Raw genomic sequence first — 25,403 nt, 5'->3', positions numbered from 1 at the left:
TGCGTCGCGGCAAGCTCAGCGGCGGGCGGTCGCGTGGTCAATGGCGGCAAGGGTGCGGGCGCTTGCCCCGGTGTGCTCGGCCAGAAAGGCCGCGATGGCGGCGCGGTTGTCGGGCGCCGGTTTCGCCAGCGCCGCGAGCAGCGCCGCCCGGTCGGGCAGGCTTTGTGCCACCCCGGCCGCTGCGGCCTCGGCAAAGGGATATTCGATCGTGTGCACATGCGGGCCGGTCAGCACGGGTTTGCCCAGCATCAGCGGCTCGATCACGTTATGCGCGCCCTTCGGGCTGAAGCCGCCACCGACGATCACCCGATCAGCCAGCGCAAGGTAGAAGAACATCTCGCCCAGACTGTCGCCCAGAAGCACATCGGGCGCGGCAAGCGGGCCGGTCGGGGCCAGATCGCGGTCAAGCACGCGGCTGCGGCGCAGGACAGTGAGCCCCGCGGCTTCAAGCCCCGCCGCCACCGCCTCGAAGCGTTCGGGGGCGCGGGGGACATGCACGAAGAGCGGCGCGGGGCGGTTTTCGCTGCGGGCTTTCGCGGTGATTTCGGCGATGACGCCCGCGAAAAGCGGCTCTTCGGCTTCGACGCAGCTGGCGATGGTGATCACCTCGCGGCCCGCGGCAAGGGCGGGGCGCAGGCGTTCGGCGGCCGTCAGAAACGCCGGGGGCACCGGCTGGTCAAAGCGCAATTCGCCGGTGACGGTGATGTTCGCCAGCCCCGTTGTGGCAAACCGCTCGGCTTGAAGGCGCGATTTGACGAAGGCCCCGGAAAGTTGCGCAATCACCCGCTGGCGTAGCCGCAAGCCCTTGCGATCGCGGGCAAAGCGGCCCTGCGTATAGATCGCGTTTGCAGCGTAAAGTGGCACCCCCGCGGCGCGGCTGGCCATGATCATCGCGGGCCAGATCTCGACTTCGAGCGTCAGGCCAAGGCGCGGACGGCAGGCCCGCAGGAAGCGCCGCCAGCACCAGCCCATGTCGAGCGGCACCCAGACCACCGTGACCCGACCCGCGGCGATCTCGGGGCCGAAGGCGCGGGCGGATTCGCTGCGCCCGGCCGGGGTGAAATGGGTCAGCACGACGGTTTCGCCGCGATCGAGCAGCAGTCGCACCAGCGCAATCGCCGAGCGCATCTCGCCCAGGGAGACCGCATGCAGCCAGATCGCGCCCTGCGGCAGTGGGCGGCCATAAAAGCCGAAGCGTTCGGGCAGCGCCTGCAGATAGGCCGGGTCGCGACGGCCGCGGCGCCACAGATAGACCAGCACCAAGGGCAGGCCGACGAGCCAGAGCAGCCGATAGGCGATCAGGAACAGCCGCAGGATCATCGACGCGTCTCCATCAGCGCGCGCAAGTCGCGGGCAAGCGGGGTCAAGTCGGCCCGGGCGGCCTCGACCAGCGCGCGGGCGCGGTCGCGGGCGGCGGGCTCGGTCTCGGCGACGGCGCGGGCGAGGGTTGCGCCCGCCTCCGGTCCGATCTCGATACGCTGCGCAAGGCCTGCTGCGGTCAGATCGGCGTAATCGGCGGCGAAATTATGGGTGACGGGGCCGAAGAGCACGGGCAGGCCAAGGCAGACCGGCTCCCACGGGTTATGCCCGCCGGTGCTGCCGAAACTGCCGCCGACGCAGGCGATGCGGGCCAGCCGATACCAGAGGCCCAGCTCGCCGAAACTGTCGGCCAGATAGACTTGCACCTGCGGTCCCGGCATTTCGCCCGCGCTGCGCCGCGCCGTCGCAAGGCCCGCTTGCGTCAGCGCCGCAAGGATCGTGTCGGACCGGGCGGGCACCCGCGGGGCAAGGATCATCAGCCAGCTTTGATCTTGCGCCGCAAGCCGCCGGGCGGCGTCAATCGCCACCACTTCATCTGCGGCATGGGTCGAGGCGGCGACCCAGACTTTGCGCCCGGCCAGAGCGGTCTGAAACCGGGCGAGCTCCGCCGCATCGACGCCGAGCGGCGCGGCCGCGGGTTTGAGCGAGCGCATCACCCGCACTTCGGTTGCCCCAAGGGCGCGCAGATGCTCGGCCGAACCCGCATCCTGTGCCGCGATCAGCGCGAAACGGGCGAGCACGTCGCGGTAAAGCCCGCGAAGCCGCGCCCGTTTTGCCGCGGCCTTGGCGCCGATCCGCGCGTTCACATAGGCCAGCGGCACGCCGCGCGCGGCAGTGTCGCAGATCGCCCCGGGCCAGAGATCCTGCTCGGACCAGATCGACAGATCCGGGCGCCAGTGATCGAGGAACCGGCGCAGGAAGTCCGGCCCGTCGAGCGGCAGGAACTGATGCATGCAGCGCGGCGGCAGGTTCGCCCCCAGCACCTGCGCCGAAGATCGCGCGGTCGAGGTGATCAGCACCGACAGTCCCGGATCTTCGGCCTGCAGCGCGGTGATCAGCGGGCGCAGCGCCAGCACCTCGCCCAGCCCCACCGCATGCAGCCAGACAAGCCGTCCTTCAGGCCGCACGGCAGTCGGCTGGCCCAGCTTTTCGGGCAGGCGGGCCGGATCTTCCTTGCCCTGCTTGAGCCGCCGCGCCAGCACGGCGCGCATCAGCGGCTGCAAGAGCGGTCGCGCGGCCAGATAGGCGCGCAGCTGCCAGCCGTCAGGCTTGGGGCGGGGGGATGTCACGGCGCTCCTCTCCATCGGGGCAGCAAAAACCGCGCGGACCCTAGGGCCGCGCGGCGCATTTGTCCATCCGGACGGGATCAGAGAAGGCCAAGCCCCACGGCACCGACGAAGCCGAGGTTGCACACCACCATCAGCCCGACCGCGAGCGATCCGAGATCCTTGGCGTCCTTCGCCGCCTTCGACCATTCGGGCGAGACCCGGTCGGTCAGCACCTCGATCGCTGTGTTCAGGGCCTCGACCGCGATCATCAGCGCGAAAAGCACCCCATAGGTCAGGTAATGCCCCGCGTCCGCGCCGAAAACGGCCAGCAGGATCAGCATCACCAGACCGAGGATCAGCTCTTGCCGGGCCGCGGTCTCGTGCCAAAGGCGCACCGTTCCGGCCATCGAATATCCCGTCGCATCAATCAGATGCCCAAGCCCCGGCCGTGGTGGCACCACCTGCGGCGCGGGTTTGTCTTCCTTGGCCATCACGCCCCTCCCTTGCGGCACCCGTGGCTGAGATCCAGCGCATCCTCTCGCACCGCGGTCTGGATGTCGAGCAGGCCCAGCACCGAATGGAACAGGTTGTCCTGCGAAGCGGGCTGCCCGGCCTTGGCGGCAAGGCAGGATTGCGGCACGTCGAGCGTGTCCTGGAAGGCTTGCGACATCCAGATCACGAAGGGCACCTTGCGCTGTTCGTCGGGGGCCATGAACATCGGCGCCGCATGCAGGTAAAGCCCGTTTTCGCCAAGGCTCTCGCCGTGATCCGAGACGAAATACATGGCCGGGATCACGCGGTCCTGTGCCGCCATCATCCGGATCGTCTCGGCCAGAACATGGTCGGTCATGCGCAGCGAATTGTCATAGGAATTGACGATCGTCTCCTGTGCGCAATCGGCAAAGGCGGAGGAGCGGCAATCGGGGGTGAAGACCGCCTGATCGGCCGGGTAGCGCAGGTAATAGGCCGGGCCGTGGCTGCCGATCATGTGAAACACGAGCACGGTATTTTCGGTGATCGTCTCCATCCGTGCCTTGAGGATCGGCAGGAAGGCCGCGTCGGTGCATTCGCCGCCAGCACAGGCGGCGGGATCGATGGTCGCGTCGATCCGGGTGATGCCGTTCAGCCGCTTCGCCACCTGCTGATCGCCGGTGTTGTTGTCGATCCATTCGACCTTCAGCCCGGCATGAACCAGGATATCGACCAGATTTTCGCGTCCAAGGAAGCGTTTTTGCGAATAATCGTCGGTGCCAAGCCCCGAGAACATGCAGGGTACCGAGACGGCCGTAGAGGTGCCGCAGGACCAAGTGTCGGGGAAATTCACCAGATCAAGCTTGGATAGTTCCGGCGTGGTGTCGCGGGCATAGCCGTTCAGCCCGAAGTTCTTTGCCCGGGCGGTTTCGCCGACAAAGAGCACGAAGAGCACCGGCTTTTTCGCCGCTTTCAGCAGCGGCCCCTGAACGGCATCGCGGCCATAGGGGGCAGCGGTGATGTCAGCGGTGGCAAAGCGCAGCGCGCCATACCGGGCCATGGCGCGGATCGGCGCGCCGGGCTGGAAGGAGGCGAGCATTTCGTGGTGGTTGCGCACCGCAGGCGCGAACGAGCGGTAGTTGGCAGCAACCATCGCCACCACCACCGCAAGCGAAAGCGCGATGCCCAGCGGCCAGCGCCAGAGCAGATGGCGCAGCGGGGTCACGCGCAGCCGCGGCACGAAGACGAGCGCGGCGGGCAGCAGGCCCAGAAGCCCGATGTCACGGAGGAATTGCGCGGTGAACAGATGCTTGCTTTCCGTGGGCGTGGTCAGCATCGCATTCTGGATCATGTCGCGGTCGATCAGCACGCCGTAGGCATGGCGGAAATGCTCGGCCACCGCGGCGGTGAGGATCATGAAGGCCAGCGCCGGGCGTTGCAGCCAGGGCAGGGTGATGAAGGACATCAGCACGAGCAGGAGCAGGCTGACCGAGACGCTGAAGGCCACCAGCGCCACCGGGTCCGCGGCGAAGACCTTGAAGATCGACGTCCACATCCCGCCGTTCAGCACTGCAAGCAGATAGGCCGCAACGATCAGATTGAGCCCCAAGGGGGTCAGTTCGAACCGGCCTTTGCCCGGGGTCTGATCGGGGGGCGACGGCGGGAAGGGAAGGGGTGGGGTCGACATGCTGCTCTCCTTGGGGTCTTGCGGCCCATGTCGTCGTGCTGCCTTGCGCCAAGCTTACGATTGCCGACTGCAAGGTAAAATCTTCGACATGGAAAATCCTCGTCAAAGCCGCCGCGCGGGGCTATGCCGGGTCCATGCGTCTGCTGCTTGTCGAAGATACTGCCGATCTGGCCGAGACCCTTGCGCGCCATCTGCGCGCCGAGGGCCATGCCGTCGATCTGGCGGAAGATGTCGAAGGCGCCCTCGCGGCGCTGGCGGTTACCGAATATGCCTGCGTGATCCTTGATCTTGGGCTGCCGGACGGATCGGGGCTGGCGGTGCTGCGCGACCGGCGCGACCGGGGCGACCGCACGCCCGTCATCATCGCCACCGCGCGGGACCAGATTTCCGACCGCATTGCCGGGCTTGATGCCGGGGCCGATGATTACGTCGTCAAGCCCTTCGATCTGAACGAGCTGTCGGCGCGGATCCGGGCCCATGCCCGGCGCGCGCAGGGCGTGCCCGAGGCGCGGATTGTGCTGGGGCGGCTTGAGGTCGATCGCGCGCTGGCGCGGGTCTGGCGGGACGGGGTCGAGGTGCGGCTGACGGCGCGGGAATGGGCGCTTTTCGAGGCGCTTTTGGGCGCGCGTGGCAGGGTTCTGGGCAAATCCGCGCTGGAAGAGGCGCTTTACGCCTTTGACGACCGGATCGAGGGCAATGCGATTGAAGTCTATGTCTCGCGGCTGCGCGGCAAATTGGGCTCCGAGGTGATCGAGACCCGGCGCGGTCTGGGCTACGTGCTGCCATGAGCCGCCAGCCTGCCCCCCGCTCGATCCGGAACCGACTGCTGCGGGCGGTGCTCGGGATTGTGGCGCTGGGCTGGCTTGGCACGGTGGCGCTGACCGTTCTCTTCATCGACCGCGAGATGAACGAGGGGTTCGATGAAGAACTGGAACTGGTTGCCGAAACGACGCTGGTGGCGCTTGAAACCGGGGCCGATCGCATCGTGCCGCGGCTTGTGGCGGTGACCGCAAAAGAGAACGAACGGCTGTTGCGGATCATCCGGCCCGGGGTGCCCGAGCCGCAGGTGCCCTGGGTCTCGCCCACCGAGGATGGTTATTTCGACTCGATGGGCTGGCGGGCGCTGCGACGCACCGGCGATCACGAGGTGGTCGAGGTGGCGCATAACCGCGGCTGGCGGCACAAGGAGATGGCCGAGGCGGCGGTCTCGTTGCTGATCCTTGTCGGGCCCGTGGTGGGGTTGCTGATCTGGGGGCTGATGCGGGCGCTGGCGCGGGCGCTTCGGCCGCTCGATGCTCTGGCGGGGGCGATTGCCGGACGCAGTCCCGACGATCTGTCGCCGGTGCCCGAGGCCGGGCTGCCGCGCGAGCTGCACCCATTGGCACATGGTCTGAACAGCTATCTGGCCCGGATCGACGATCTGCGCGCGATCGAACGCCGGTTCATCGCCAATGCGGCGCATGAGCTGCGCACGCCGATCGCAGCGATCCGTGCGCGGCTGGATCTGGGAGGCGGGGCCGGGGCCGAGGCGGCGCTGCCGATGCTCGACGATCTCACCCGCCGGGTGGAACGGCTGCTGCAGCTGTCGCGCTCGGAAGCCGGTCTGGGGCTTGGCCGTGGCCCGGCCGATCTGGTGCAGGTGGTGCGTCTTCTGGTCGAAGATGCCCGGCGCCCCGGAGTGGCGATCCGCTTCGACGATGCCGATCTGGAACGCCTGAGCCTGGCCGTCGATGCCGATGCTTTGGCGATCCTGATCCGCAATCTTCTGGAAAACGCGCTTGAGCATGGCACCGGGCCGGTCCGCGTGGTCATCCGTCCGGCGCAGGCGGGGCAGGGACCGGCGCTGATGATCGAGAACCCGACCGCGCAGACGGGCTTTGTCGAGGAGGCCTTCCGCAAGGGCCCGGGATCTCGCGGCCTTGGGCTTGGCCTGTCGATCGTCGCGGCCTTGGCGGCCGCGATGGGGGCCACGGTCGAGAAATCGATCCGCGCCGGTCAGGCACGGGTGGTGGTGACGTTCGGAGAATGACCGGGCTTCGGCTCTGCCCCTGACAGGGTCAGAGCCAGCTCTCGACGACGTTGCGCAGGTCGATCCGGGCGCGCAGCTTCGTCGCCAGCAGATAGACGCCGCCGAACTTGCGTTGCAGGAACAGGCTGTCCACTGGCGGGAAGCGGAAGTGATGCCGATGCGATTGCAGTGCCATGCTTTCGTCGCGCATCCGCAGCGCCAGATCGTTCTGGCCAAAATCGTAAAGCCCGGGCTGCCGAAGCGGCTCGACCGACATGCGGAACACTTCAAGCAGCATCGCCTCCAGATCCGCGGGCATTTCGGCATGCAGGAAGCCGATCTCGCGCGCAGCATCGCGCACGCCGGTCATGTCGTCGTCGAGCCCCGCGCGCAGAAGCCGCCGATAGCGCGCGGCAAATTCCTCGGGGAATTCGCGGGTCGCGCCGAAATCGAGCAGGATCACCCGGCCCGTCGCCGGATCGTAGCGGAAATTCGCGAAATTCGGGTCGGTCTGCATCAGCCGGTAGTCGAAAAGCTCGCGGAAGATCAGATCGACGATCAGCCGCATCACCCGGTCGCGCTCGGCCTGCGGCGCGGTTTCAAGGCTTTCGATCGGCATGCCCTCGACGAAGGACATCGCCAGAACCTCGCGTGTGGTCAGATCTGCATGCAGCGCGGGCACGGTGAAATCGGCGCTTTGCGATTTCAGCTGCCCGAAGAGCGCCAGATACCGCCCCTCGCGTTCGTAATCGGCTTCCTCGTGCAGCTGTCGCTTCGCCTCGTCGAGCATCGGCGAAATGTCGAGCCCCTTCGGCACCAGCCCGGAAATCTTCATCAGCGTCGCGACATTGTCGACATCCGAATCGATCGACTTGCGCACGCCCGGATATTGCACCTTGATCGCCAGATCGCGGCCGTCCTTGGTCCAGGCGCGGTGCACCTGCCCGATCGAAGCGGCGGCGATGGGATGCACGTCGAATTTCTTGAAATGCTTCAGGAAATCCGGCCCCCAGGCGGTGATCAGCACCTTTTTCAGCTGTGCGGGCGGCATGAAATGCGCCTCGGCGCGCAGCCGGGCCATGATCTGGGCGAGCTCAGGCGGCAGCATCTCGCCCGCGTCCATCGACATCAGCTGCCCCATCTTCATCGCCGCGCCGCGCATCTGCGCCAGCTTGTCGGCGACCTTGAGCGCGTTTTGCGGCGTCAGCAGCAGATCGCTCATCACCGGGCGCTGCCCGCGGGCAAGGCTTTTCGCCCCCTCGGCCATCACCGAGCCCGCAATGCTTGACGCCAGCCCCCCGAGCTTCGCCGCGCGCACGAAGCGCGAGGACGGCACGGGCAAAGGTTTCATTTCGGGCTTTCGCTCGGTCATGATCGCTCCGGATTTGGGTTTCGGTCAGATAGGGCGGGGGTCAGCCCCGGCAAGAGCCGCCACCGCCGCCCCCGCAGCCACAGCCGCCGCCGCTTTGGCGCGGCGCATCGCGCAGAACCGGAACCGCCTCGGCCGCATGATCGTGGCCGCCACAGCCACAGCCGCCACCACCGCGACGGCGCCCGTGGCCGTGCCCCCCGTGCCCGTGCCCGCCGTGCCCGTGACGATGCCCGCCGCCGCCACAGCCGCAACCGCCGTGATCATGGTCGTGCCCGTGATCATGGTCGTGATCGTGGTCATGGCCGCCGCAGCCGCCCTGACCGTCGCAGCCTTCGCGGCCGTGATCGCCACAACCGCAGCCGCAGCCGCAGCCCTCCAGATCCTCCAGCCGCATCCCCGCCGCCGAAAGCGCCTCGACGATGGCCACGGCAAGCGAACCCGCAGCGGTGGCGGGATCGGTCTCTTCCTCGCTCACCACGGCCAGAACGCCGCGCGCCGCCATCCGGTCGCCGAAGGCCTCGATCGCCGTCGACGAAATCACCGCGGTCATGTCGTCGAACGGATGCGGGGAGCCCGCATCCTCGGCGGGCATCTGCAGCGCCTCGGGCAGATCGATCCGCGCCACTTCCTGCGCCTTGCCGCCCGCTTCGACCTCGTAGATCAGGAACGGGCCGGTCTCTCCGGCGCGGCCGGAAATGGTGCGGAAATTCTGGCTGGCAACAGCGATGAGCATGGAAGGTTCCTTGGATTACTGGCCCTTGGCCGCGGCTTCGAGATAAAGCGCCTGTTCGGCCGTCAGGTGCAGGTGGCAGTCGATGGCATATACCATCCGCCGCGGCGAATTGCGATGCAGCATCGCCTCGAAGGTGCAGCGCTTCTCGGCCCAGTTGGTCCAGGCCTTGCGCATGGTGTCGAAATCGTCGGTCAGCCGCGGCGCGCCATCGGCGATCTGTTTCGTATAGGGCACGTCGAGTTTCTCGGCCCGCGCCTGCATCGCCGCTTCGGCATCCATCATGCGATGGCGCCACCAGCCCACCTCGTCGGTGATGCAGCCTGCCACCAGCGAGGGCTGGGCATCGACCAGATGCGCGCGGCAGGCATCCGAGGATTTGCCGACGCAGGCCAGCTGCGCCTCGGGCGTCGTGGCATCGGCCATGCATTGGGCGGTTTCATTGCCCGCAAGGACGGCGGTCGGGCAGGCAAGCGCAATCAGAAGAGAGAAGGTCGCAGCGCGCATCGGCGAAAACCTTGTGAAAGGAGCGAATGCGGGCAGATAAGCGGGCAGGGAAGGGGGCGTCTGTGACCTCGTCACATTTCGCCGGGGCCCGCGTTCACGATTGCGCGCGTCAGATTGGATGCGTCACTCGCCCGCGGGAATCCGCACCGGAATGGTGTCGATCATCGCGTCGTCTTCGGTCTCGTCGACCGAGGGCAGCATCCAGGTCCAGAGCTTCTGATCGGGCAGCGGCAGGACCATGAACCAGTGTTCGAGCAGCGCGAGCGCGGTCAGCACGGTCAGCAAGACGAAGCCGATGAAGATACCGTCGGTTTCGGCGGCGACGGCGCGCTCCATCCAGCAGCCGGTGGCAAAGGTCAGAACGGTGATCGAGACCGGGAACAGGAAGTTCATACGCGCATGGCGGAAGTGGCTCGCCAGATGGGCCAGCGGCTTCGGCAGGAATTGCACGTTGATCCGCGGCACGCCGAAGAAGAGGTTCAGCTTCGCCGAAACGCGGGCGAGGAAGAGCGTGCCGAAGGTCCAGAGACCGAAGCGATTCTCGCCGTCCCAGACCAGCACCGCGCACAGGATCAATGCCGAGATCAGGCCGATTTCATGCCACAACAGCGTGCCGACCGAGCGGATGAAGCGTTCGGTCATCGAGGCGAAGGGCGGGCAATGGTCGCGATTCGGTCCGGCGACGACGCCCGAGAGGAAGGCAAGCTCGAACCAGCCCCAGACCGAAACGGCCGAGAGGAACGCCACATGGGCGCCCCGCACCGAAGTGTCATCGGCCGAGTTCGACATGGCGATATAGCCGCCAATCAGAAGCGGCAACCCGCCGACGACCGAGCGCATATGCGCGGCGCGGCCCGACAGGTCGGCACGGCGGATGCGCCACAGGATCGCGCCGGTGGAGAACCACCACACGAAGATCGTCGTCAGCGCCACGAGCGACGGATTGTTCATGCGCGGCACCCCCGATCACGGGGGCGCCGCGCTGGACCGGGGGACGCGCCCATCGCCCCGATCCGGACCGCCACGGGGGCGGTAACGCAAGACCCGCAAGACCGCACCTCCCGCCGCGCCTTGGCTGCGGCGGATCTCGGGAGGCAATGGGCGGTCAAAGCGGGCATGGGTTCCTCACTTCATGTCGAGAATACGCTCAAAGGCGGCCTTGCTGTCGGCGCCAAAGGCGTAAAGTTCGGTGGACCAGCCGGTGGCCGGGTCTTCCATCGTCAGACGGCCGTTGTCGTAACGCACGATCCGCACCGGCGGGTTGTCGGTGATCCGCGCCACGGCGCGCGAGCGGCGCACGGCGGCGGCCATCACGTCGACGAAGCCGCCTTCGGGCAGATCCAGCAGGATCTTGCCATCGGCATCGGCCACCGTCGCATGACGGGCGTCGATATCTTTCAGCACCACGAGCTTCTCGGCCACCACCTTGCCCGCGGGGGGCACGCCTTCATGCGGACGCTTGGTCAGCACGGAATAGGTGGTCAGGGCGAGCGACAGCAGCGCGATGCCGATCATCGCCCGCAGAAGCGGTTTCGGAATCAGCTCGGGCTCGGGCTTGCGACCGGCCTTGAGGTCGGGACGCTGCGGGGCAGGGGAGACGGGATGTTGTGCCATGTCTGCCCTCGTTTACTGCGCCACTGCGAGACCGGCCCCGGCCTGCGGCGCGGCGCTGATCTGCGGCTCGTTCAGTTTCGCCTGTGCGGCCTCGGCGAGGATGCGGGCGACCTTTTCGGCCTCGGGGATGCAGCGGAAGGCGGGTTGCGGCGTGCGGAAGTGCCACGGACGCGCGTGCGGCCAAAGGACGCCATAGGAGAGACGCATGTCCGAGCGCGTCTGCAGCGCGATCGTGCCCATGCCGCGGCGGCCGACCTTGGCCAGCGACATCGCTTCGATCACGGTGAAGGGCACGGTGAAGGTCACCTGAAGCGCCGCGCCGACCCGCAGAATCGCGCGCGCCGAGGTGATGGTGTAGATCGTGGCACGGGCCTGCACCCAGGCGAGCAGAAGCATCAGCCCGTAGATCGCAGCGGCCATCAGAAGGAAAAGGACCGCGGTCGGCAGCGCCACCCGGGCGCCTTCATCGTGCCAGTAAAGCACGGTCCGCCATGCGGCCACGAAAAGCATGATGCCCGTCATCCAGCGGATCTTGTAGGCGTCACGCGCCAGCGTCCACATGTCGGGCTTGCCCTGCCAGAGAATCTCTTCGCCCTCGGGCAGAGGGGCAGGGATCCCCGGTTGGGGTTCGAAGTCGAAGTCATGGTCTGACATGCAGACCTCCGTATTCCAGTAGTGCGGTCAGACGGGACGGCGCGGGCGCGCGCCGTCCCCGTAGGCTCGCATCAGAGCGCGTAGGGTTTGACACCCTTGGCGTACATGTAGCCCCCGGCGATATAGGCCGAGATCTTTTCTTCTTCGAGCTTGGTGACGACATCCGGCGACTTGATGTCGGGGATGGCGTCGAACAGGTCCGAGGTGATCGCATTGACGCGAACACGGTCCGACCAGATCTTGAGCATGGTCATCGGGAGAAGTTTTTTCTTGCCCGAGTTCAGCTCGACTTCGAGGTAGCGCACCAGCTGTTCCGGAACGTCGACCCACATGTCGGTGATCTTGCCGACAACTTCGGTATCACCCGCCTGCACCGGAAGACCGCGCGGATCGCGACCGGCCGAAACCGTCATCTCGGTCTTGCGCATCGGCTGGATCTTGTTGTGACCATGCGCGTCAACCTCGGGTTCGTCCCGCCGCGGCACCCACGAAGCCGGGCCCACGCCGTCTTTCATCGGGTCGCCGGTCGGGCGGAACGGGTAGCCTTCGTTGACCGAGGTGCGCTCGAGCGCGAGGTCGGTGCGACGGTGGGCTTCTTCGTTCTCGACCGAGGGAACGACAACCTTGCGGCCGTTGGCCAGCTCGAAGGTCTTCGGCGAGGGCACCGGGAACGGACCCTGGTTCACCGATTCCAGACCATCGTCATTTTCGAGCGGATAGCCTTCGCGCATGTTCTCGGTTTGCAGATAGTAGATCAGATAGGCGAGGAACGCCCAGAACGACCAGATTGCAAGACTGGCCAGATCGAAGTCTCCGAAGAAATTGACACCGACCATGTTGGTCCTCCTTTGTCAGGTTGGAAATTCGGCAAGGCCGATCCGAGCCTCGCAGGCTTCCGGCTTCTTGGGGAAAAGGCTGCCGGGGCGAACGAGCGGTCCGAGCACGGCAAGAGTGATGAAGAGCAGTCCGATTTCGGTCACATAGACCACCGTGTAGCCGAGCGCCGGGCTATGGAGTGACCCCAAATACCCCGCTGCGGCGGCGTGGGCAACGAGGTCACGCGTCGCACCCCCGATGAACACCGCAAGCCCCGCCGCCGTGGCCTGCGCAGCACCCCAGGCGCCGAGCGCGATGCCCGAGGCACCCCGCACGACCACCATCATCGCCACGGTGAGCGTGGCAATTCCGAACATGCCGCTGCCAAGGCCGATGCCCATGGCAGAAGCGAAGAACAGCACCTTGCTGGCGAAAAGCGCCGAGAACAGCACCGTCGTGAAGGCGACGATGCCGACCAGAAGCCCGCGCGCAGCGATGCGATGCGCCACGGCACCCTGTGCAAGGCGCCGTGCCGACCAGATGAAACCGACAAGCGCGCCGAAGCTCCAGCCTGCGGTGAGCCAGGTCGTCTGCCCCACCTTCAAGCCAAGCACCTGCCCGCCATAGGGTTCGAGAAGCACGTCCTGCATAGAAAAGGCAAGTGTGCCAACCATCACCGTGGCCAGAAGCCGCAGGGCTCCGGTCTCGGCGGCGAGCAGGCTCCAGGCCTCGCGGAAGCTTTGCCGGGGCGCTTCGCGTTCGGCCTTGGTCATCGGCCGCATCACTTCCTGTTTCCACAGCGCGATGACGTTCAGCACCAGCGTCATCGCCCCGCAGCCCTGCACGACGCGGATCAGGGTGATCTGGTCGAAGTCGCGCAGCAGCCAGCCGACGATCACGGCCGAAATGCCCATGCCGACAAGGAACATGACGTAAAGCAGCGCCACCACCTGCGGCCGGGTTTCCTCGGTCGCGCGGTCGGCGGCGAGTGCCAGACCCGCGGTCTGGGTCATGTGCATGCCAAGACCCGCCATCAGGAAGGCAACGGCCGCAAAGGCCTCGCCCGCCCAGTCGGGTCCCATCGTCTGATCGCCCGAAAGCAGAATGAGCGAGAACGGCATCAGCGCCAGCCCGCCCATCTGCCACAGCGATCCGAACCACAGGTAGGGCACGCGCTTCCAGCCAAGGGCGGACCGGTAGGTGTCAGAACGGTGCCCGAGGATGGCCCGGAAGGGCGCCACCAGCACCGGAATCGAGATCATCGCGGCGACGACAAGCGCGGGCACGCCCAGCTCCAGGATCATCACCCGGTTGAGCGTGCCCAGAAGCAGAACCTGCGCCATGCCGACGGAAACCTGGAACAGCGAGAGCCGCAGCAATTGCCGCAGCGGCAGGGTTTCGGACGCCGCATCGGCGAAGGGCAGCCAGGTCATCGCCAGCGAACCGATCATGCGGCGGGAGAGTATCATGGCCGATACTCCAGGCATTCCGAGATGTAGAAACCGCGCGCGACGCGGTCGATCTTGATCAGGCTGTCGCCCGCATGGCGCTGCAACTTGTCGAGCGCATGCGGGATCATCACCGGCGAGCGGTTCGAGCGCGGGAAGAGTTTGCCCAGCCACCAGAACGCCATCAGGAAGGCCGTTTTCGGCGCGACGGTGAAGACGATAGCGCTATGCGTGCGCTTGCCCAGCTCGGTCAGCACCCGGCCGATGTCCGGCGCGCGGTAGTAGATCAAGCTGTCCATCGCCACGACATAGTCGAACTGGCCCAGAGCCGGGTCCGCCATGTCACCGACATGGAAGCTGACCTTGCCCTGCAATTCGGGCGCAAGGCGCCCTTTCGCGATGTCGATCAGCTGGGGCGAGATATCCACCGCCACCACCTCGGCGCCGCGCTTGGCCAGTTCGGCCGTCGTCAGACCCGTGCCGCAGCCCGCGTCCATGACACGGCAGCCGGTCAGATCGTCGGGCAGCCGCGACAGCATGACGGCGCGCATCGTGTCGCGGCCCTCGCGGACGGTCTGGCGAACCTTGCTCACCTTCGCATCCGCGGTCGTCAGCCGTTCCCAGGCCCGGGTCGCGGTGCGGTCGAAATAGTGTTCGACGCGGTTGCGGATCTCTGCGTAATCGGAGGCCATCTCAATCGAATCCCAGAAGTTCGAAGATATGGCGATCGGTCAGCGGCTCGGGCGTCAGGCCCGGCTCGCCAGTCGAACGCCAGAGCGTCTCGGCCAGACGGATGTATTCGGCGCGCGCCATCACCACATCCTCGGCATCGTCCATTTCGAACAGGGTGCGCTTCTTCAGCCGCGAGCGGCGGATCGAGTCGAGATCCGGCATATGGGCGATGCGCTTGAAGTTGGCGGCCTCGCAGTAGCGGTCCACCTCGTTCGTTTCGCGCGAGCGGTTGGCCACGCAGCCCGCTAAGCGGACCTTGTAGTTCACCGCTTTCGCCTGCACGGCCGCGATGATGCGGTTCATCGCATAGATGCTGTCGAAGTCGTTCGCGGTCACGATCAGCGCCCGGTCAGCATGCTGCAGGGGGGCCGCAAAGCCGCCGCAGACCACGTCGCCCAGAACGTCGAACACCACCACGTCGGTATCTTCCAGCAGGTGGTGCTGCTTGAGCAGTTTCACCGTCTGACCGACGACATAGCCGCCACAACCGGTCCCCGCGGGCGGGCCGCCAGCTTCGACGCACATCACGCCGTTGAAGCCCTCGGTCACGTAATCCTCGGGGCGCAGTTCTTCCGGGTGGAAGTTCACCTGCTTGAGGATGTCGATCACGGTTTCCTGCAGCCGACCCGTCAGGGTGAAGGTGCTGTCATGCTTCGGATCGCAGCCGATCTGCAGCACGCGCTTGCCCAGAAGCGAGAAAGCGGCCGAGAGGTTCGAGGAGGTCGTCGATTTGCCGATCCCCCCCTTGCCATAGACCGAAAACACGCGCGCGCCGCCGACATCGAGGCCGATGTCTTCGCTGTCGTGCACCTGCACCGAGCCTTCGCCGTCACCGTCGAAGCCCTTCAGGTCGGGAATATCGTCGCGCGGGCTCATGCGGCCCTCCTTTTCGTCGTCGTCCATGTCATTCTGCCGCAACGCCTTCCATCCGGTCTTCCAGCTCGTCCGCCGCGGCTTGCAAAGCCGCCAGCGTCGCCGGGTCCGGTTGCCAGTAGTTGCGGTCCGAAGCTTCCAGAAGCCGTTGCGCCATCCGGCTCGAGGCTGCCGAGTTCAGGCTGGCAAGCCGCTCGCGCATCTCGTCGTCAAGGACAAAGGTTTCCGAAAGCCGTTGATAGACCCACGGTTCAACCTGCCCTGTCGTGGCAGACCAGCCAAGGGTGTTCGTGACCTGCGCTTCGATCTGCCGCACGCCTTCGGCGCCGTGCTTCAACAACCCTTCGTAGAATTTCGGGTTGAGGCTTCGCGCCCGGGTCTCCAGCGCGATCTGGTCTTGCAGCGTGCGCACCGTGCCCGCGCCGCGGGTCTGGTCGCCGATGTATACGGCAGTTTCCTTGCCGCCCTGCGCCCGTTTCGTCGCCCGCGCGATGCCGCCCAGCGTGTCGAAATAGTGGTCGACGGTGGTGACACCGAGTTCCACGGACTCAAGGTTCTGGTAGGCCAGATCGACCTTGGACAGCACGTTTTGCAGCAGGTTCACCTGCTTGGTCGACTTGCCGTCGCGCCCATAGGCAAAGGACTTGCGCGCCTCATAGGCATCGGCGAGTTCGTCTTCATCGCCAAAGCCGGCCGAGCCGACCAGCGTGTTGACGTTCGAGCCGTAAGCCCCTTCGGCATTCGAGAAGACCCGGAGCGAGGCCGTCTCGAAGTCCATTCCGGTGTCCTGCATCGTGGCCAGCACGTTGGCGCGGATGAAGTTCTGCGCCAGCGGCTCGTTTTCCGCCGAGGCGCACAGATAGGCGGCTTCGGCCAGCAGTTTGGTTTGCAACGGCAGCAGGTCGCGGAAGATGCCCGAAAGCGTCATCACCACGTCGATCCGCGGACGGCCAAGTTCGGCCAGCGGGATCAGCTCCGCCCCGGCCAGGCGCCCGTAGTTGTCAAACCGCGGCCGCGCGCCCATCAGGGCGAGGGCCTGACCGATCGGGCCGCCGTCCGACTTGATGTTGTCCGAGCCCCACAGAACCAGCGCGATCGAGCGCGGCAGGGTGGGGTGGGTGGCCAGAAGCCGCGCCGCCTGCGCCGCGCCGTCCTTGATCGCGAAAGCGGTCGGCATGCGGAACGGGTCGAAGGCGTGGATGTTGCGCCCCGTCGGCAGGATCTCGGGCGAGCGCACCAGATCGCCCCCCGGCACCGGTGGCGTGAATCGGCCGTCAAGCGCCCGCAAAAGCCCAGCGATTTCATGCTCTTCTTGCAGGAACTTGTCCGCCCGCGCGCGATCGGCATTTTCCGGCATCAGGGCCAGCATCTCGGCGCGCGCCTCGGGCGTCATCACCTTGCCGACGACATGCAGGCCTTCGGTGATCAGCGCGCCCTCGGTCTCAAGGAGTTTTTCCCAAAGCGTCGAGAGGTCCGAGGCGTCCATGTTCACGCCCTTGGCCTGTTCGCGCACGAGCGCTTCGAGGTCTTCGGCCTCGGGCGAGTCGGGGGGCAGGGCGCGCAGACGGCCAAGGCTTTCCTTGATTTCCGACAGCCCCTTGTAAAGCCCCGATTGCGCCAAGGGCGGCGTCAGGTGCGAAACGATCACCGCGTTCGAGCGGCGTTTCGCCAGCGTCGCTTCGGAGGGGTTGTTGGCGGCATAAAGATAGACGTTCGGCAGGTTGCCGATCAGCCGATCCGGCCAGCAGCTTTCGCACATGCCCGCCTGTTTGCCGGGCATGAACTCAAGCGCCCCGTGCATCCCGAAATGCAGCAGCGTGTCGGCGGCGAAGTCCTCGCGCAGCCAGCGGTAGAAGGCCGCGAAGGCATGGGTCGGGGCGAAGCCCTTTTCGAAAAGCAACCGCATCGGGTCGCCCTCGTAGCCGAAGACCGGCTGCAGGCCGACGAAGACATTGCCGAACTGACGGCCGAGCACGAAGACGTCGCGCCCGTCGGTCTGGTGCTTGCCGGGGCTGGAACCCCAGGCAGCTTCGATGTCCTTGAGCCATTTCGTGCGCGCCACGAACTCGGCCGCGGGGATGCGGGCCGCGATCTGCGCGGGCTGGCCATGCGTCGTGTTCGGACCGCAGAGCACCGCGTCGCGCAGCTCCTGCACCGAAGCGGGCAGCTCGCCCATCTGGTAGCCGTTCGCCTTCATCGCGTGCATCACGTTGAAAAGGCTCTCGAAAACCGACAGGTAAGCCGCGGTCCCGGCCGCGCCCGCGTTCGGCGGGAAGCCGTAAAGCACGATGCCGACCTTGCGTTCCGCGACTTTCGAGCGGCGCAGCTTCGCCATCCGCACGACCTTGTCCACCAGCGTCTCGATCCGCTCGGGGCAGGGGGCCATGGCGTGGCTTTCGGCCTCGGGATCGGGTTTGCAGCCGCGCGCACAGGTCAGGCAGCCCGCCGGATCATGGCGGCCCGCAAAGACGGTCGGGTTCGTCGCGCCGTCGATTTCGGGCAGCGCGATCAGCATGGTGGTTTCCACCGGACCAAGCCCGCCCCCCGACGCCCGCCATTGGCCGAGCGTCTGGAATTCGAGCGGTTGCGCGGTGACATAGGGCACGTCGAGCGCTTTCAGCGTTTCGACCGCCGCGTCGCTGTCGTTATAGGCGGGGCCACCGACCAGCGAGAAGCCGGAGAGCGACAGAAGCGTGTCGATCTTGCCGTGCAGGAATTCCTCGATCGCCGGGCGGCCATCCAGGCCACCGGCAAAGGCGGGCAGAACGGCGACGCCATGCGCCTGCAATTCGCGGATCACCGCATCATAATGCGCGGTGTCATTGGCGAGGATGTAGCTGCGCAGCATCAGGATGCCGATCGTGGCGACCGGGTTCGCAGGCTGCGGCAGTTTCTTCGGATCGGTGGTGATCCGGCCCGGCATGTCGGGGTGATAAAGCCCGACCTCGGGGTAGTCGATCGGCGCCGCCGCCTTGATGCCGCGCCAGTCGCGGTTGTCGGCATAGCGGCCCACAAGATAGCGGACCATCGATTCGATGTTGTCCTCGGACCCGCCCAGCCAATACTGCATGCACAGGAACCAGGCCCGCAGATCCTGCGCCTTGCCCGGGATGAACTTCAGCATCTTCGGGATCGTCCGCAGCATCGACATCTGCTTTTCGGCAGAGCCGGCACCGGGTTCGTTCTTGCCGCGCAGCTTTTTCAAAAGCGCCATCGGCCCCGAAGCGGGCTTGGTCATGTCCAGATCGCCCATCTTCGTCAGACGGACGATCTGCGGATCGGCGACCATGCCGACGAAGGCATCCAGCCCGTCACGGACCGCCTGCATCTCGGGCAGGATCATCTGCAGATGCTCGTCGATGAACAGAAGGTTCGCGACGACGATATTCGCGCCAAGGACGGCCGCTTTCGCAGCCGCCAGCTTGGCCGGGTTTTCCGACCATTCGGCGGCGGCGTGGACGGAAACATGGATGTCGGGAAAGTCGTGTTGCAGCCGCGGCAAAGCGCGGGCAGCCGGACCGGCGGCATGCTGGTCGAGCGTGATGATCACGACGTTATAGCCGCCCGGACGGTGCGGCGGCAGCGGCATGGTTCCGCTCATCGACTCATCGTGCATAATGGGCCTTGGCCTCATAGAGGGTTTCGACGGTGATGTCGCACACGCCTTTGTGCGCGGCATACAGTTCGGTGTTGCGCTTGGCCTTGCCCCGCACAAAGAACGGGATCTTGCGCAATTCGCGCTCGGCCTCGGGCATCCAGCGGATTTCGCCGCTGGCGGGGGTGTCGACTACCGGCGAGGGCGCTGCCGGGGTGTCGGAGGTCGCCGCTGGGGCCGCTTCTGCGGCCGGGGCAACAGGGGTTTCTTCCCGGGCGACCGCCTTGCCGCCATGATGGCTGGCCCCGGCCGCGTCGTGGAATTCGAAATCTTCGCGGAACATCGTCAGCAGATGTTCCTCAAGGCCCATCACCAGCGGATGCACCCAGGTGTCAAAAAGGACGTTCGCGCCCTCAAAGCCCATCTGCGGGGCATAGCGGGCGGGGAAGTCCTGCACATGGACGGGCGCCGAGATCACCGCGCAGGGCAGGCCCAGCTTCTTGGCGATGTTGCGTTCCATCTGCGTGCCGAGGATCAGTTCCGGTGCTGCGGCCTCGATGGCCTTTTCCACTTCCAGATAATCGTCGGTGACGAGCGCCTCGAGCCCGTATTCGGCCGCCGCCGTGCGCAGGGGGCGGGCCATCTCGCGGTTGTAGCAGCCCATGCCGACGACTTCGAAACCGACTTCCTTCGCGGCGATCCGCGCCGCGGCGATCACATGGGTGCCGTCGCCAAAGATGAAGACACGCTTGCCGGTGAGGTAGGTGGAGTCGACCGAGGCCGACCACCACGGCTGGCGCAGCGTCGATTCGTCGGTGACGACCGGCAGGCCGGTGATCTTGCTGACTTCGGCCAGGAAATCGCGGGTGGCGCCGACGCCGATCGGGACAACCTTGGTGAAGGGCTGCTTGCAGGCCCGTTCCAGATGCCGCGCCGCCGATTCCCCGGTTTCGGGATACATCAGCACGTTGAAATGCGCCTGACCGAGCTTGCGCAGGTCATCGGGGCTGGCACCGAGCGGCGCGCAGACATTGACCTTGATCCCCATCGTGGCCAAAAGCTTCGTCACCTCGGCCACGTCGTCGCGATGACGGAAGCCAAGCGCGGTCGCGCCGAGCAGGTTGCAGGTCACCTCGGGCGTGCGCTCCATCGGCACGGCGAGGGCGCGGACAAGCGCCCGGAAGGTCTCGTCCGCGCCGTAGTTTTCTTTGCGCGAATAGCTCGGCAGTTCCAGCGGCACGACCGGGATGGGCAGGTTCAGCGCCCGCGAGATCCCGTTCGGATCGTCTTGCAGCAGTTCCGCCGTGCAGGTCAGCGCCACGGCCATCGCCTGTGGCTTGTAGCGCGCATGGGCGGCGGCCAGCGCATCCTTCAGCAGGATCGCCGTGTCGGTCCCCATATGCGAGGCCTCGAAGGTCGAGAAGCTCACCGGCGGGCGGGCGTTGCGGCGCTCGATCATCGTGAACAGAAGATCGGCGTAAGTGTCGCCCTGAGGCCCGTGCAGCACCAGCTGCAGGTCCTTCATTGCCGTGGCAACACGCATCGCGCCGACATGCGGCGGGCCCTCATAGGTCCAGAGCGTCAGCTTCATGCCGCGCCTCCGTTCAGCAATGCACGACGGCGCAACGGGCGCGAGAACAGCCCGGCCAGATCCCCCGCCTGCTCGTAGAAATGCACCGGCGTGAACACCAGTTCGATTGCCCACTTCGTCGCATGACCTTTCGCCTCGAGCGGGTTCGCCAGACCCAGACCGCAGACGGTCAGATCGGGGTTGATCGCCTCGTGACGGTCGAGCTGGGCTTCCAGATCCTGACCCTCGGTCAGCGCGGTGTTCGAGGGCAGCAGGGCCAGGTCAGGCGCCATGATCGCCTTGTGCAGGAAGGGGGTGGCAATCTCGGTCGTCTTCATCCCGCATTCGCGTGCGAGGAACCGCGCCAGCGGAATTTCCAGCTGACTGTCGGGGAACATGAAGAGCGACTTGCCGGAAAGCGTGTCCAGATGCGCGGCAATCGCTTTTTTCGCCCGCGCCCGGGGGGCAGCGGTGACGGCTTCGAACTTTTCAGCCGAGACGCCATAGGCATCGGCCACGGCTTTCAGCCACAGCGTCGTGCCTTCTTCGCCAAAGGGGAAGGGCGCCACGATCCGTTTCGCCCCACGCCGCTCCAGCGCCCCGGTGGTTTCGCCAAGGAAGGGCTGCGCCAGAATGAACCGGGTGTTCGGCCCGACGGCGGGCTCGATGTCGGAGCGCCGCGCGGGTAGCATCCGCACCGGGCCGACGCCCAGTTGCGTCAGAAGCGAAAGGCACTGATCTTCGACCACATCGGGCAGCGCGCCGACGACCAGCAGCTCGGCCGCATCGGTGGCCTCAAGCGTCGGCACCATCGCGGCCAGACAGGTGTCCTCGCCTTGCGTGAAGGTCGTGTCCAGACCCGAGCCGGTGTAGCTGTACACCCGCACATGCGGCGCGTGGATGCCGCTCAGCCGCTCGGCGGCGCGGTCGAGGTCGAGCTTCAGCACTTCCGAGGGGCAGGAGCCGACAAGGAACAGCTGCCGGATATCGGGGCGGCGCTCCAGAAGCTTCGCGACCTCGCGGTCGAGCTCCTTGTGCGCATCGGCCAGACCCGCCAGATCCTGTTCTTCCAGAACGGCGGTGCCGAAGCGCGGTTCGGCGAAGATCATCACGCCCGCGGCGGCCTGCAGCAGATGCGCGCAGGTGCGCGAGCCGACGACCAGAAAGAAGGCGTCCTGCATCTTGCGGTGCAGCCAGACGATCGAGGTCAGGCCGCAGAAGACGGCTTTTTGACCACGCTCGCGCCGCACCGGAGAATCGGTGCAGCCGAAAGTCGGCGAATCGAGACTCATCGCGTCCCCCGTTCCATCACCAGGGACCCGGCCGCTTCGGAAGCTGCCTGAAGCCGCGCCTGACGCAATTTCCACAGGAACTGTCCGGCGTTGATGACATAAGTTGCGTAGGCGGCCAGCGCGATGAACATCTGCGTGGTATCGGGCTGGTCGGTGAAAAGCGCCCAGAGATAGGCCGTGTGCAGCGCGATCACCCCGAAGGAAAACACGTCTTCCCAGAAGAAGGCGGGGGCGAAAAGATACTGCCCGAACACGACTTTTTCCCAGATCGCTCCGGTCACCATGATCGTGTAGAGCAAGAGCGTCTTGATCAGGATCGAGATTGTCGCAGCCTCGTAACCCTCTCCGGTCAAAAGAAATCTGACCACGAGCACGAGCGAGACACCGAAGGCCAGGAACTGCAAGGGGGCAAGGATGGCCTGCACCAGCGTCCACGGCGTCGCGTCCCTGCGGGCGCGTTCTTCGTCGGTGTAGAGTGCTTTTCGCGACGGGTTTTGGGGGGAGTTTGGCATAGTGGCAGCCAGCCTTTCTTCGTGAGCGCACTCTGCTGTAAAACTGGGCTTGTCACAAGAAAGTGTCAATGAAAACTTACACTCAGGGGCGGGACGAAACGCCGCTGCCCTTGCGCGCCGGGCCGCCTTGATGCAGCGGCCCCCCCCCGGCTAAACCCGTGCCACGACTCGTCCGTGCAGAAGTCCGGGCGGGGCGGGACGCGCTTTTCCAAGTCTGGCCCGAGCCTTGCGGCGCGGCGATGGGAACATCGTCGAAATTTGCGGCTTCGGATGGACAGGAACAGCGAGTTGATGTGTAAAAGATGTGGGTTTATTGACCCATGTCATGTTCCGCTCGTCGAGGATGAGGAACGATCCTTGACGACGTTGGGTTTCGGGGACTCGAATGCGGGATATAAGTGTTGAACTCGAGCATGGCTCGACGGGATGCCTTGATGGTTTCGTCGGTCTTGCGCTCGAAGCGATCGGGCGGCTTGTCGCGCGTCGCATGAATGGAGTGTCGGAACTGCAGGCCGTGCTTGTGAACAGGATGGTCGAGCTTGCAACGGGACCGGAGCTTGGTGCGATGGACCTGCTGTTCGATGAATTCCGCGTTGCACACGTTTCGGTCGATGAGATGATCACTCAATACATCCCTGAGGCGGCCCGTCAGGTCGGCGCCGCCTGGGATGCAGACCGGATCGGTTTTGCGCAGGTGACAATCGCGATTTCGCGCCTGCAGGAGTTGGTGCATGCCGCGCAGACGCTGGTGACGGCCGACTCAGTTGGTTGCGCTAACGGTGCGACGGTGCTTCTGATCGTGCCGCCGGGCGAGCAGCATACCCTCGGGTCGCTGATCGTGGCGACGGAACTCCGCCGCAGGGGGGTGTCCGTACGGATGCTTTTCGCCCCGGGGTTGAGTGATTTGTCGCGTTTGATGGCGACAACCCGGTTCGATGCGGCTTTGATCACGGTTGGCAGCATGGACAGGGTTGAAATCTGCGCTAAACTTGTCAAAACCCTTTCCAGCCTGACAAAGGGGCGGATGCGGGTTGCGGTAGGTGGGGCCATCGTATCGCAACGCGCGGAAGCACTCGCAAGAACCGGAGCGGATCTGGTGACGAACGATCTTTCGCTCGTCATTTCGGAATTTTCTCTGGTATGACTGAAAACGGTTGTGGGTCGAGGATGACGAGGGAAGGCTGACGAAGAGACACGGGTTGTGGAAAGGTTGCGGCCGTGACATCTGATGGAAGCTTCTTGATGCGCCGGGAGGCCCTGCAAAGGGTCGCCCCCGAGCTGTTGTCTGACATCGTGACATCAGCCTGTGATATCGCTTTGGTCGTGTCGCCCGGGCGGGTCATCGAATCCGTCATGGTCAGCCCAAATCTTGGTCCGTCCGAGCGCTTTTCGCAGTGGCAAGGCGCGCGTCTTGGCGCGCTCTTCAGCCCCGAAAGCGCGCAGAAGCTGGACAGCCGTCTTGCCGACGGGCCGGAGCCCGGTCGGACGTTGCAGTTGGAGCTGACCCATTGCGGCGACACCTTCACCTTGCCGATCCGCTATTCGATCACCCGTTCCGGCGATGATGGCACGCTTCTGATGATCGGGCGGGACATGCAGCCCTTGGCCGAGGTGCAGCAGCAGCTGGTCAAGGCGCAGTTGGCGCTGGAACGCGATTACGAGGCACAGCGCGAGATCGAGACCCGCTATCGTGTTCTGCTTGAGGCGCATCCGTCGCCGCTTCTGATCGTATCGATGTCGACCGGGCGGATTGCCGATCTGAACATTGCCGCTGCCGAGATGATCGGCGCCACCCGGGCCGAGCTGATCGATGCGCCGGTGGGGCAGGAGCTGGACGGCCGTCGGCGCGGCGAATTCCTTGAGAATCTGGCGAAGCTGGCCGGGTCCGACCCGCTTGGCGGGATCGAGCTGACGATCCGTCGCTCGCGCCGCAAGGTGACGGTGACGGCGACGCTGTTCCGCGCGGCGGGCGACCGTCTGCTGCTGTGCCGTCTGGGCGAGGCCGAGGCGCAACGCACCCGCGTCGATGACACGGTCGAGCTGAGCGAACGGCTCTTCCTCAAGGGCATCGATGCGATGGTGTTTCTGGACGCCGACGGCACGATCCGGGCGGCGAACGACGCCTTTCTGTATCTGACCGATGCGGGCTCGGCGGCGCTGGTGCAGGGGCGGTCCTTTGCGGAATTCATGTCGCGCGGCGCGATCGACCTCAACGTGCTTCTGGACAACGTCAAGCGCATCGGTCACCTGCGCCATTACGTGACGCGGCTGAACACCGATTTCTCGGGGCAGGTCACGGTCGAGCTTTCGGCGACGCTGTTCCATGATCGGGCGACGCCGACGATCGCGTTGGTGATCCGCGACAGCAACCTGGCCGATGCGACGCGGATCATGCCCGGCATGGCCAGCAACGAGGGGCTGCGCAATGTCATGCAGATGGTCGGCTATGCGACGCTGCGCGATATCGTTTCGGAAACCACCGAGATCATCGAGAAGATGTGCATCGAGACCGCGCTGGAGCTGACCGGCAACAACCGGGTGGCGGCGGCCGAGCTGCTGTCTCTGTCGCGCCAGTCGCTTTACGTGAAGCTGCGCAAGTTCGGGCTGCTGTCGAAGGACGCGGAATAAGACCACCGCTGAAGATCGGATCGGGGCGGGAAAGGCGGGGCCTTGCCCGATCTGCCCGAGACTCTGATCCTTCAGGCCCTAAATTCCCCATACCTGATTCACCTTTGAAAACATCGCTGCCCGCGAGGGCCGCGTGGCCCCTTTTTCCGGGGTCGCTGTTCACCCTTTCCCCCTGTCCATTTCCGGCTGCGCCACCCCGTCGCAGGTCCCCCGGGTGGGGAAGGGGGCTCAAACAGAATCAAGGAATATCAAAAACTTGCGAGCACTGATTGACCGCCGCGACAGGGGTGCGGCAATTTTCTGCAT

At 65.8% G+C, this 25,403-nt stretch carries 22 protein-coding genes; 4 read left to right on the top strand and 18 right to left on the bottom strand.

Annotated features, from left to right (window positions below; translation table 11 throughout):
- Nucleotides 1–15: 15 nt before the first annotated feature.
- From ACTTAI_RS16145 to ACTTAI_RS16130, 4 genes are all read right to left on the bottom strand, one after another.
- Nucleotides 16–1,320 carry a 3-deoxy-D-manno-octulosonic acid transferase gene (locus ACTTAI_RS16145; protein ID WP_444452533.1) on the bottom strand — a complete coding sequence of 435 codons (1,305 nt, stop codon included), beginning with the start codon at nt 1,318–1,320 and terminating at the stop codon, nt 16–18.
- Entirely contained in the window at nt 1,317–2,609 is a 1,293-nt protein-coding gene (locus tag ACTTAI_RS16140) for a 3-deoxy-D-manno-octulosonic acid transferase (RefSeq protein WP_444452532.1), read from the bottom strand. Before ACTTAI_RS16140 ends, ACTTAI_RS16145 begins: the two co-directional genes overlap by 4 nt.
- Before the next feature lie 77 nt (nt 2,610–2,686).
- On the bottom strand, nt 2,687–3,079 hold the full coding sequence (locus ACTTAI_RS16135) for a diacylglycerol kinase (RefSeq protein WP_444452531.1): 393 nt from the start codon (nt 3,077–3,079) through the stop codon (nt 2,687–2,689).
- Complete coding sequence (locus ACTTAI_RS16130) at nt 3,079–4,746, bottom strand: phosphoethanolamine transferase (protein ID WP_444452530.1); 1,668 nt, start codon at nt 4,744–4,746, stop codon at nt 3,079–3,081. Before ACTTAI_RS16130 ends, ACTTAI_RS16135 begins: the two co-directional genes overlap by 1 nt.
- Before the next feature lie 134 nt (nt 4,747–4,880).
- Between ACTTAI_RS16130 and ACTTAI_RS16125 the strand changes: the two genes are divergently transcribed.
- Entirely contained in the window at nt 4,881–5,534 is a 654-nt protein-coding gene (locus ACTTAI_RS16125; protein WP_444452529.1) for a response regulator, read from the top strand.
- Entirely contained in the window at nt 5,531–6,775 is a 1,245-nt protein-coding gene (locus ACTTAI_RS16120; RefSeq protein ID WP_444452528.1) for a histidine kinase dimerization/phospho-acceptor domain-containing protein, read from the top strand. The genes ACTTAI_RS16125 and ACTTAI_RS16120 overlap by 4 nt, the downstream gene beginning before the upstream one ends.
- 28 nt (nt 6,776–6,803) lie before the next feature.
- Here ACTTAI_RS16120 and ACTTAI_RS16115 read toward each other — a convergent pair whose 3' ends face one another.
- The 14 genes from ACTTAI_RS16115 to bchF all read right to left on the bottom strand — a co-directional run bounded on the left by ACTTAI_RS16115 (nt 6,804) and on the right by bchF (nt 22,469).
- Nucleotides 6,804–8,126, bottom strand: coding sequence for an ABC1 kinase family protein (locus ACTTAI_RS16115; protein WP_444452527.1), 1,323 nt, complete (start codon nt 8,124–8,126; stop codon nt 6,804–6,806).
- Between the two features lie 40 nt (nt 8,127–8,166).
- A complete protein-coding gene (locus ACTTAI_RS16110; RefSeq protein WP_444452526.1) occupies nt 8,167–8,859 on the bottom strand; it encodes a NifB/NifX family molybdenum-iron cluster-binding protein in 693 nt (230 codons plus the stop codon).
- A 15-nt stretch (nt 8,860–8,874) separates the two neighbouring features.
- The gene (locus tag ACTTAI_RS16105) at nt 8,875–9,363 is read right to left on the bottom strand and encodes a lysozyme inhibitor LprI family protein (RefSeq protein WP_444452525.1); all 489 of its coding nucleotides are present in this window, start codon (nt 9,361–9,363) and stop codon (nt 8,875–8,877) included.
- Between the two features lie 123 nt (nt 9,364–9,486).
- On the bottom strand, nt 9,487–10,314 hold the full coding sequence (gene puhE, locus ACTTAI_RS16100; protein WP_444452524.1) for a putative photosynthetic complex assembly protein PuhE: 828 nt from the start codon (nt 10,312–10,314) through the stop codon (nt 9,487–9,489).
- Nucleotides 10,315–10,488: 174 nt separating this feature from the next.
- Nucleotides 10,489–10,977, bottom strand: a complete 489-nt coding sequence (gene puhC / locus ACTTAI_RS16095) for a photosynthetic complex assembly protein PuhC (RefSeq protein WP_444452523.1) — start codon at nt 10,975–10,977, stop codon at nt 10,489–10,491.
- A 12-nt stretch (nt 10,978–10,989) separates the two neighbouring features.
- Nucleotides 10,990–11,631: a photosynthetic complex putative assembly protein PuhB gene (gene puhB / locus ACTTAI_RS16090; protein WP_444452522.1), complete on the bottom strand. Its 642-nt coding sequence runs from the start codon at nt 11,629–11,631 to the stop codon at nt 10,990–10,992.
- A gap of 71 nt (nt 11,632–11,702) precedes the next feature.
- The gene (gene puhA / locus ACTTAI_RS16085; protein WP_444452521.1) at nt 11,703–12,467 is read right to left on the bottom strand and encodes a photosynthetic reaction center subunit H; all 765 of its coding nucleotides are present in this window, start codon (nt 12,465–12,467) and stop codon (nt 11,703–11,705) included.
- A gap of 15 nt (nt 12,468–12,482) precedes the next feature.
- Nucleotides 12,483–13,916 (bottom strand): PucC family protein, encoded by a 1,434-nt coding sequence (locus tag ACTTAI_RS16080; protein ID WP_444452520.1) that lies wholly within the window; start codon nt 13,914–13,916, stop codon nt 12,483–12,485.
- Entirely contained in the window at nt 13,913–14,587 is a 675-nt protein-coding gene (bchM, locus tag ACTTAI_RS16075; protein WP_444452519.1) for a magnesium protoporphyrin IX methyltransferase, read from the bottom strand. Before bchM ends, ACTTAI_RS16080 begins: the two co-directional genes overlap by 4 nt.
- 1 nt (nt 14,588) lies before the next feature.
- Complete coding sequence (gene bchL, locus ACTTAI_RS16070; RefSeq protein ID WP_055209649.1) at nt 14,589–15,503, bottom strand: ferredoxin:protochlorophyllide reductase (ATP-dependent) iron-sulfur ATP-binding protein; 915 nt, start codon at nt 15,501–15,503, stop codon at nt 14,589–14,591.
- A 28-nt stretch (nt 15,504–15,531) separates the two neighbouring features.
- Entirely contained in the window at nt 15,532–19,101 is a 3,570-nt protein-coding gene (locus ACTTAI_RS16065; protein ID WP_444452518.1) for a magnesium chelatase subunit H, read from the bottom strand.
- A gap of 4 nt (nt 19,102–19,105) precedes the next feature.
- Nucleotides 19,106–20,686, bottom strand: a complete 1,581-nt coding sequence (bchB, locus tag ACTTAI_RS16060) for a ferredoxin:protochlorophyllide reductase (ATP-dependent) subunit B (RefSeq protein ID WP_444452517.1) — start codon at nt 20,684–20,686, stop codon at nt 19,106–19,108.
- Nucleotides 20,683–21,957 (bottom strand): ferredoxin:protochlorophyllide reductase (ATP-dependent) subunit N, encoded by a 1,275-nt coding sequence (locus tag ACTTAI_RS16055; RefSeq protein WP_444452516.1) that lies wholly within the window; start codon nt 21,955–21,957, stop codon nt 20,683–20,685. Before ACTTAI_RS16055 ends, bchB begins: the two co-directional genes overlap by 4 nt.
- Complete coding sequence (bchF, locus tag ACTTAI_RS16050; RefSeq protein WP_444452515.1) at nt 21,954–22,469, bottom strand: 2-vinyl bacteriochlorophyllide hydratase; 516 nt, start codon at nt 22,467–22,469, stop codon at nt 21,954–21,956. The genes ACTTAI_RS16055 and bchF overlap by 4 nt, the downstream gene beginning before the upstream one ends.
- Before the next feature lie 385 nt (nt 22,470–22,854).
- On the opposite strand from bchF, the gene ACTTAI_RS16045 reads away from it, so the two are divergent.
- A complete protein-coding gene (locus tag ACTTAI_RS16045) occupies nt 22,855–23,613 on the top strand; it encodes a cobalamin B12-binding domain-containing protein (protein WP_444452514.1) in 759 nt (252 codons plus the stop codon).
- Nucleotides 23,614–23,711: 98 nt separating this feature from the next.
- Nucleotides 23,712–25,097, top strand: a complete 1,386-nt coding sequence (ppsR, locus tag ACTTAI_RS16040; protein ID WP_444452513.1) for a transcriptional regulator PpsR — start codon at nt 23,712–23,714, stop codon at nt 25,095–25,097.
- The last annotated feature ends 306 nt before the right edge of the window (nt 25,098–25,403 follow it).

This window comes from Rhodobacter capsulatus (assembly GCF_052363175.1).
Lineage (GTDB): Bacteria > Pseudomonadota > Alphaproteobacteria > Rhodobacterales > Rhodobacteraceae > Rhodobacter > Rhodobacter capsulatus_D.
The sequence above is the reverse complement of the archived record's forward strand: the minus strand, read 5'-3'. Positions and strand labels throughout refer to the sequence as shown.

What these genes read in the sequence shown, in the direction of transcription:
- puhB (WP_444452522.1), bottom strand. Translation starts at nt 11,631, where the DNA reads ATGTCAGACCATGACTTCGACTTCGAACCCCAACCGGGGATCCCTGCC.
- ACTTAI_RS16065 (WP_444452518.1), bottom strand. Translation starts at nt 19,101, where the DNA reads ATGAGCGGAACCATGCCGCTGCCGCCGCACCGTCCGGGCGGCTATAAC.
- bchF (WP_444452515.1), bottom strand. Translation starts at nt 22,469, where the DNA reads ATGCCAAACTCCCCCCAAAACCCGTCGCGAAAAGCACTCTACACCGAC.
- ACTTAI_RS16080 (WP_444452520.1), bottom strand. Translation starts at nt 13,916, where the DNA reads ATGATACTCTCCCGCCGCATGATCGGTTCGCTGGCGATGACCTGGCTG.
- puhC (WP_444452523.1), bottom strand. Translation starts at nt 10,977, where the DNA reads ATGGCACAACATCCCGTCTCCCCTGCCCCGCAGCGTCCCGACCTCAAG.
- ACTTAI_RS16045 (WP_444452514.1), top strand. Translation starts at nt 22,855, where the DNA reads ATGCGGGATATAAGTGTTGAACTCGAGCATGGCTCGACGGGATGCCTT.
- bchM (WP_444452519.1), bottom strand. Translation starts at nt 14,587, where the DNA reads ATGGCCTCCGATTACGCAGAGATCCGCAACCGCGTCGAACACTATTTC.
- ACTTAI_RS16115 (WP_444452527.1), bottom strand. Translation starts at nt 8,126, where the DNA reads ATGACCGAGCGAAAGCCCGAAATGAAACCTTTGCCCGTGCCGTCCTCG.
- ACTTAI_RS16145 (WP_444452533.1), bottom strand. Translation starts at nt 1,320, where the DNA reads ATGATCCTGCGGCTGTTCCTGATCGCCTATCGGCTGCTCTGGCTCGTC.
- bchB (WP_444452517.1), bottom strand. Translation starts at nt 20,686, where the DNA reads ATGAAGCTGACGCTCTGGACCTATGAGGGCCCGCCGCATGTCGGCGCG.
- ACTTAI_RS16130 (WP_444452530.1), bottom strand. Translation starts at nt 4,746, where the DNA reads ATGTCGACCCCACCCCTTCCCTTCCCGCCGTCGCCCCCCGATCAGACC.
- ACTTAI_RS16135 (WP_444452531.1), bottom strand. Translation starts at nt 3,079, where the DNA reads ATGGCCAAGGAAGACAAACCCGCGCCGCAGGTGGTGCCACCACGGCCG.
- ppsR (WP_444452513.1), top strand. Translation starts at nt 23,712, where the DNA reads ATGCGCCGGGAGGCCCTGCAAAGGGTCGCCCCCGAGCTGTTGTCTGAC.
- puhE (WP_444452524.1), bottom strand. Translation starts at nt 10,314, where the DNA reads ATGAACAATCCGTCGCTCGTGGCGCTGACGACGATCTTCGTGTGGTGG.
- ACTTAI_RS16120 (WP_444452528.1), top strand. Translation starts at nt 5,531, where the DNA reads ATGAGCCGCCAGCCTGCCCCCCGCTCGATCCGGAACCGACTGCTGCGG.
- puhA (WP_444452521.1), bottom strand. Translation starts at nt 12,467, where the DNA reads ATGGTCGGTGTCAATTTCTTCGGAGACTTCGATCTGGCCAGTCTTGCA.
- ACTTAI_RS16110 (WP_444452526.1), bottom strand. Translation starts at nt 8,859, where the DNA reads ATGCTCATCGCTGTTGCCAGCCAGAATTTCCGCACCATTTCCGGCCGC.
- ACTTAI_RS16125 (WP_444452529.1), top strand. Translation starts at nt 4,881, where the DNA reads ATGCGTCTGCTGCTTGTCGAAGATACTGCCGATCTGGCCGAGACCCTT.
- bchL (WP_055209649.1), bottom strand. Translation starts at nt 15,503, where the DNA reads ATGAGCCCGCGCGACGATATTCCCGACCTGAAGGGCTTCGACGGTGAC.
- ACTTAI_RS16105 (WP_444452525.1), bottom strand. Translation starts at nt 9,363, where the DNA reads ATGCGCGCTGCGACCTTCTCTCTTCTGATTGCGCTTGCCTGCCCGACC.
- ACTTAI_RS16055 (WP_444452516.1), bottom strand. Translation starts at nt 21,957, where the DNA reads ATGAGTCTCGATTCGCCGACTTTCGGCTGCACCGATTCTCCGGTGCGG.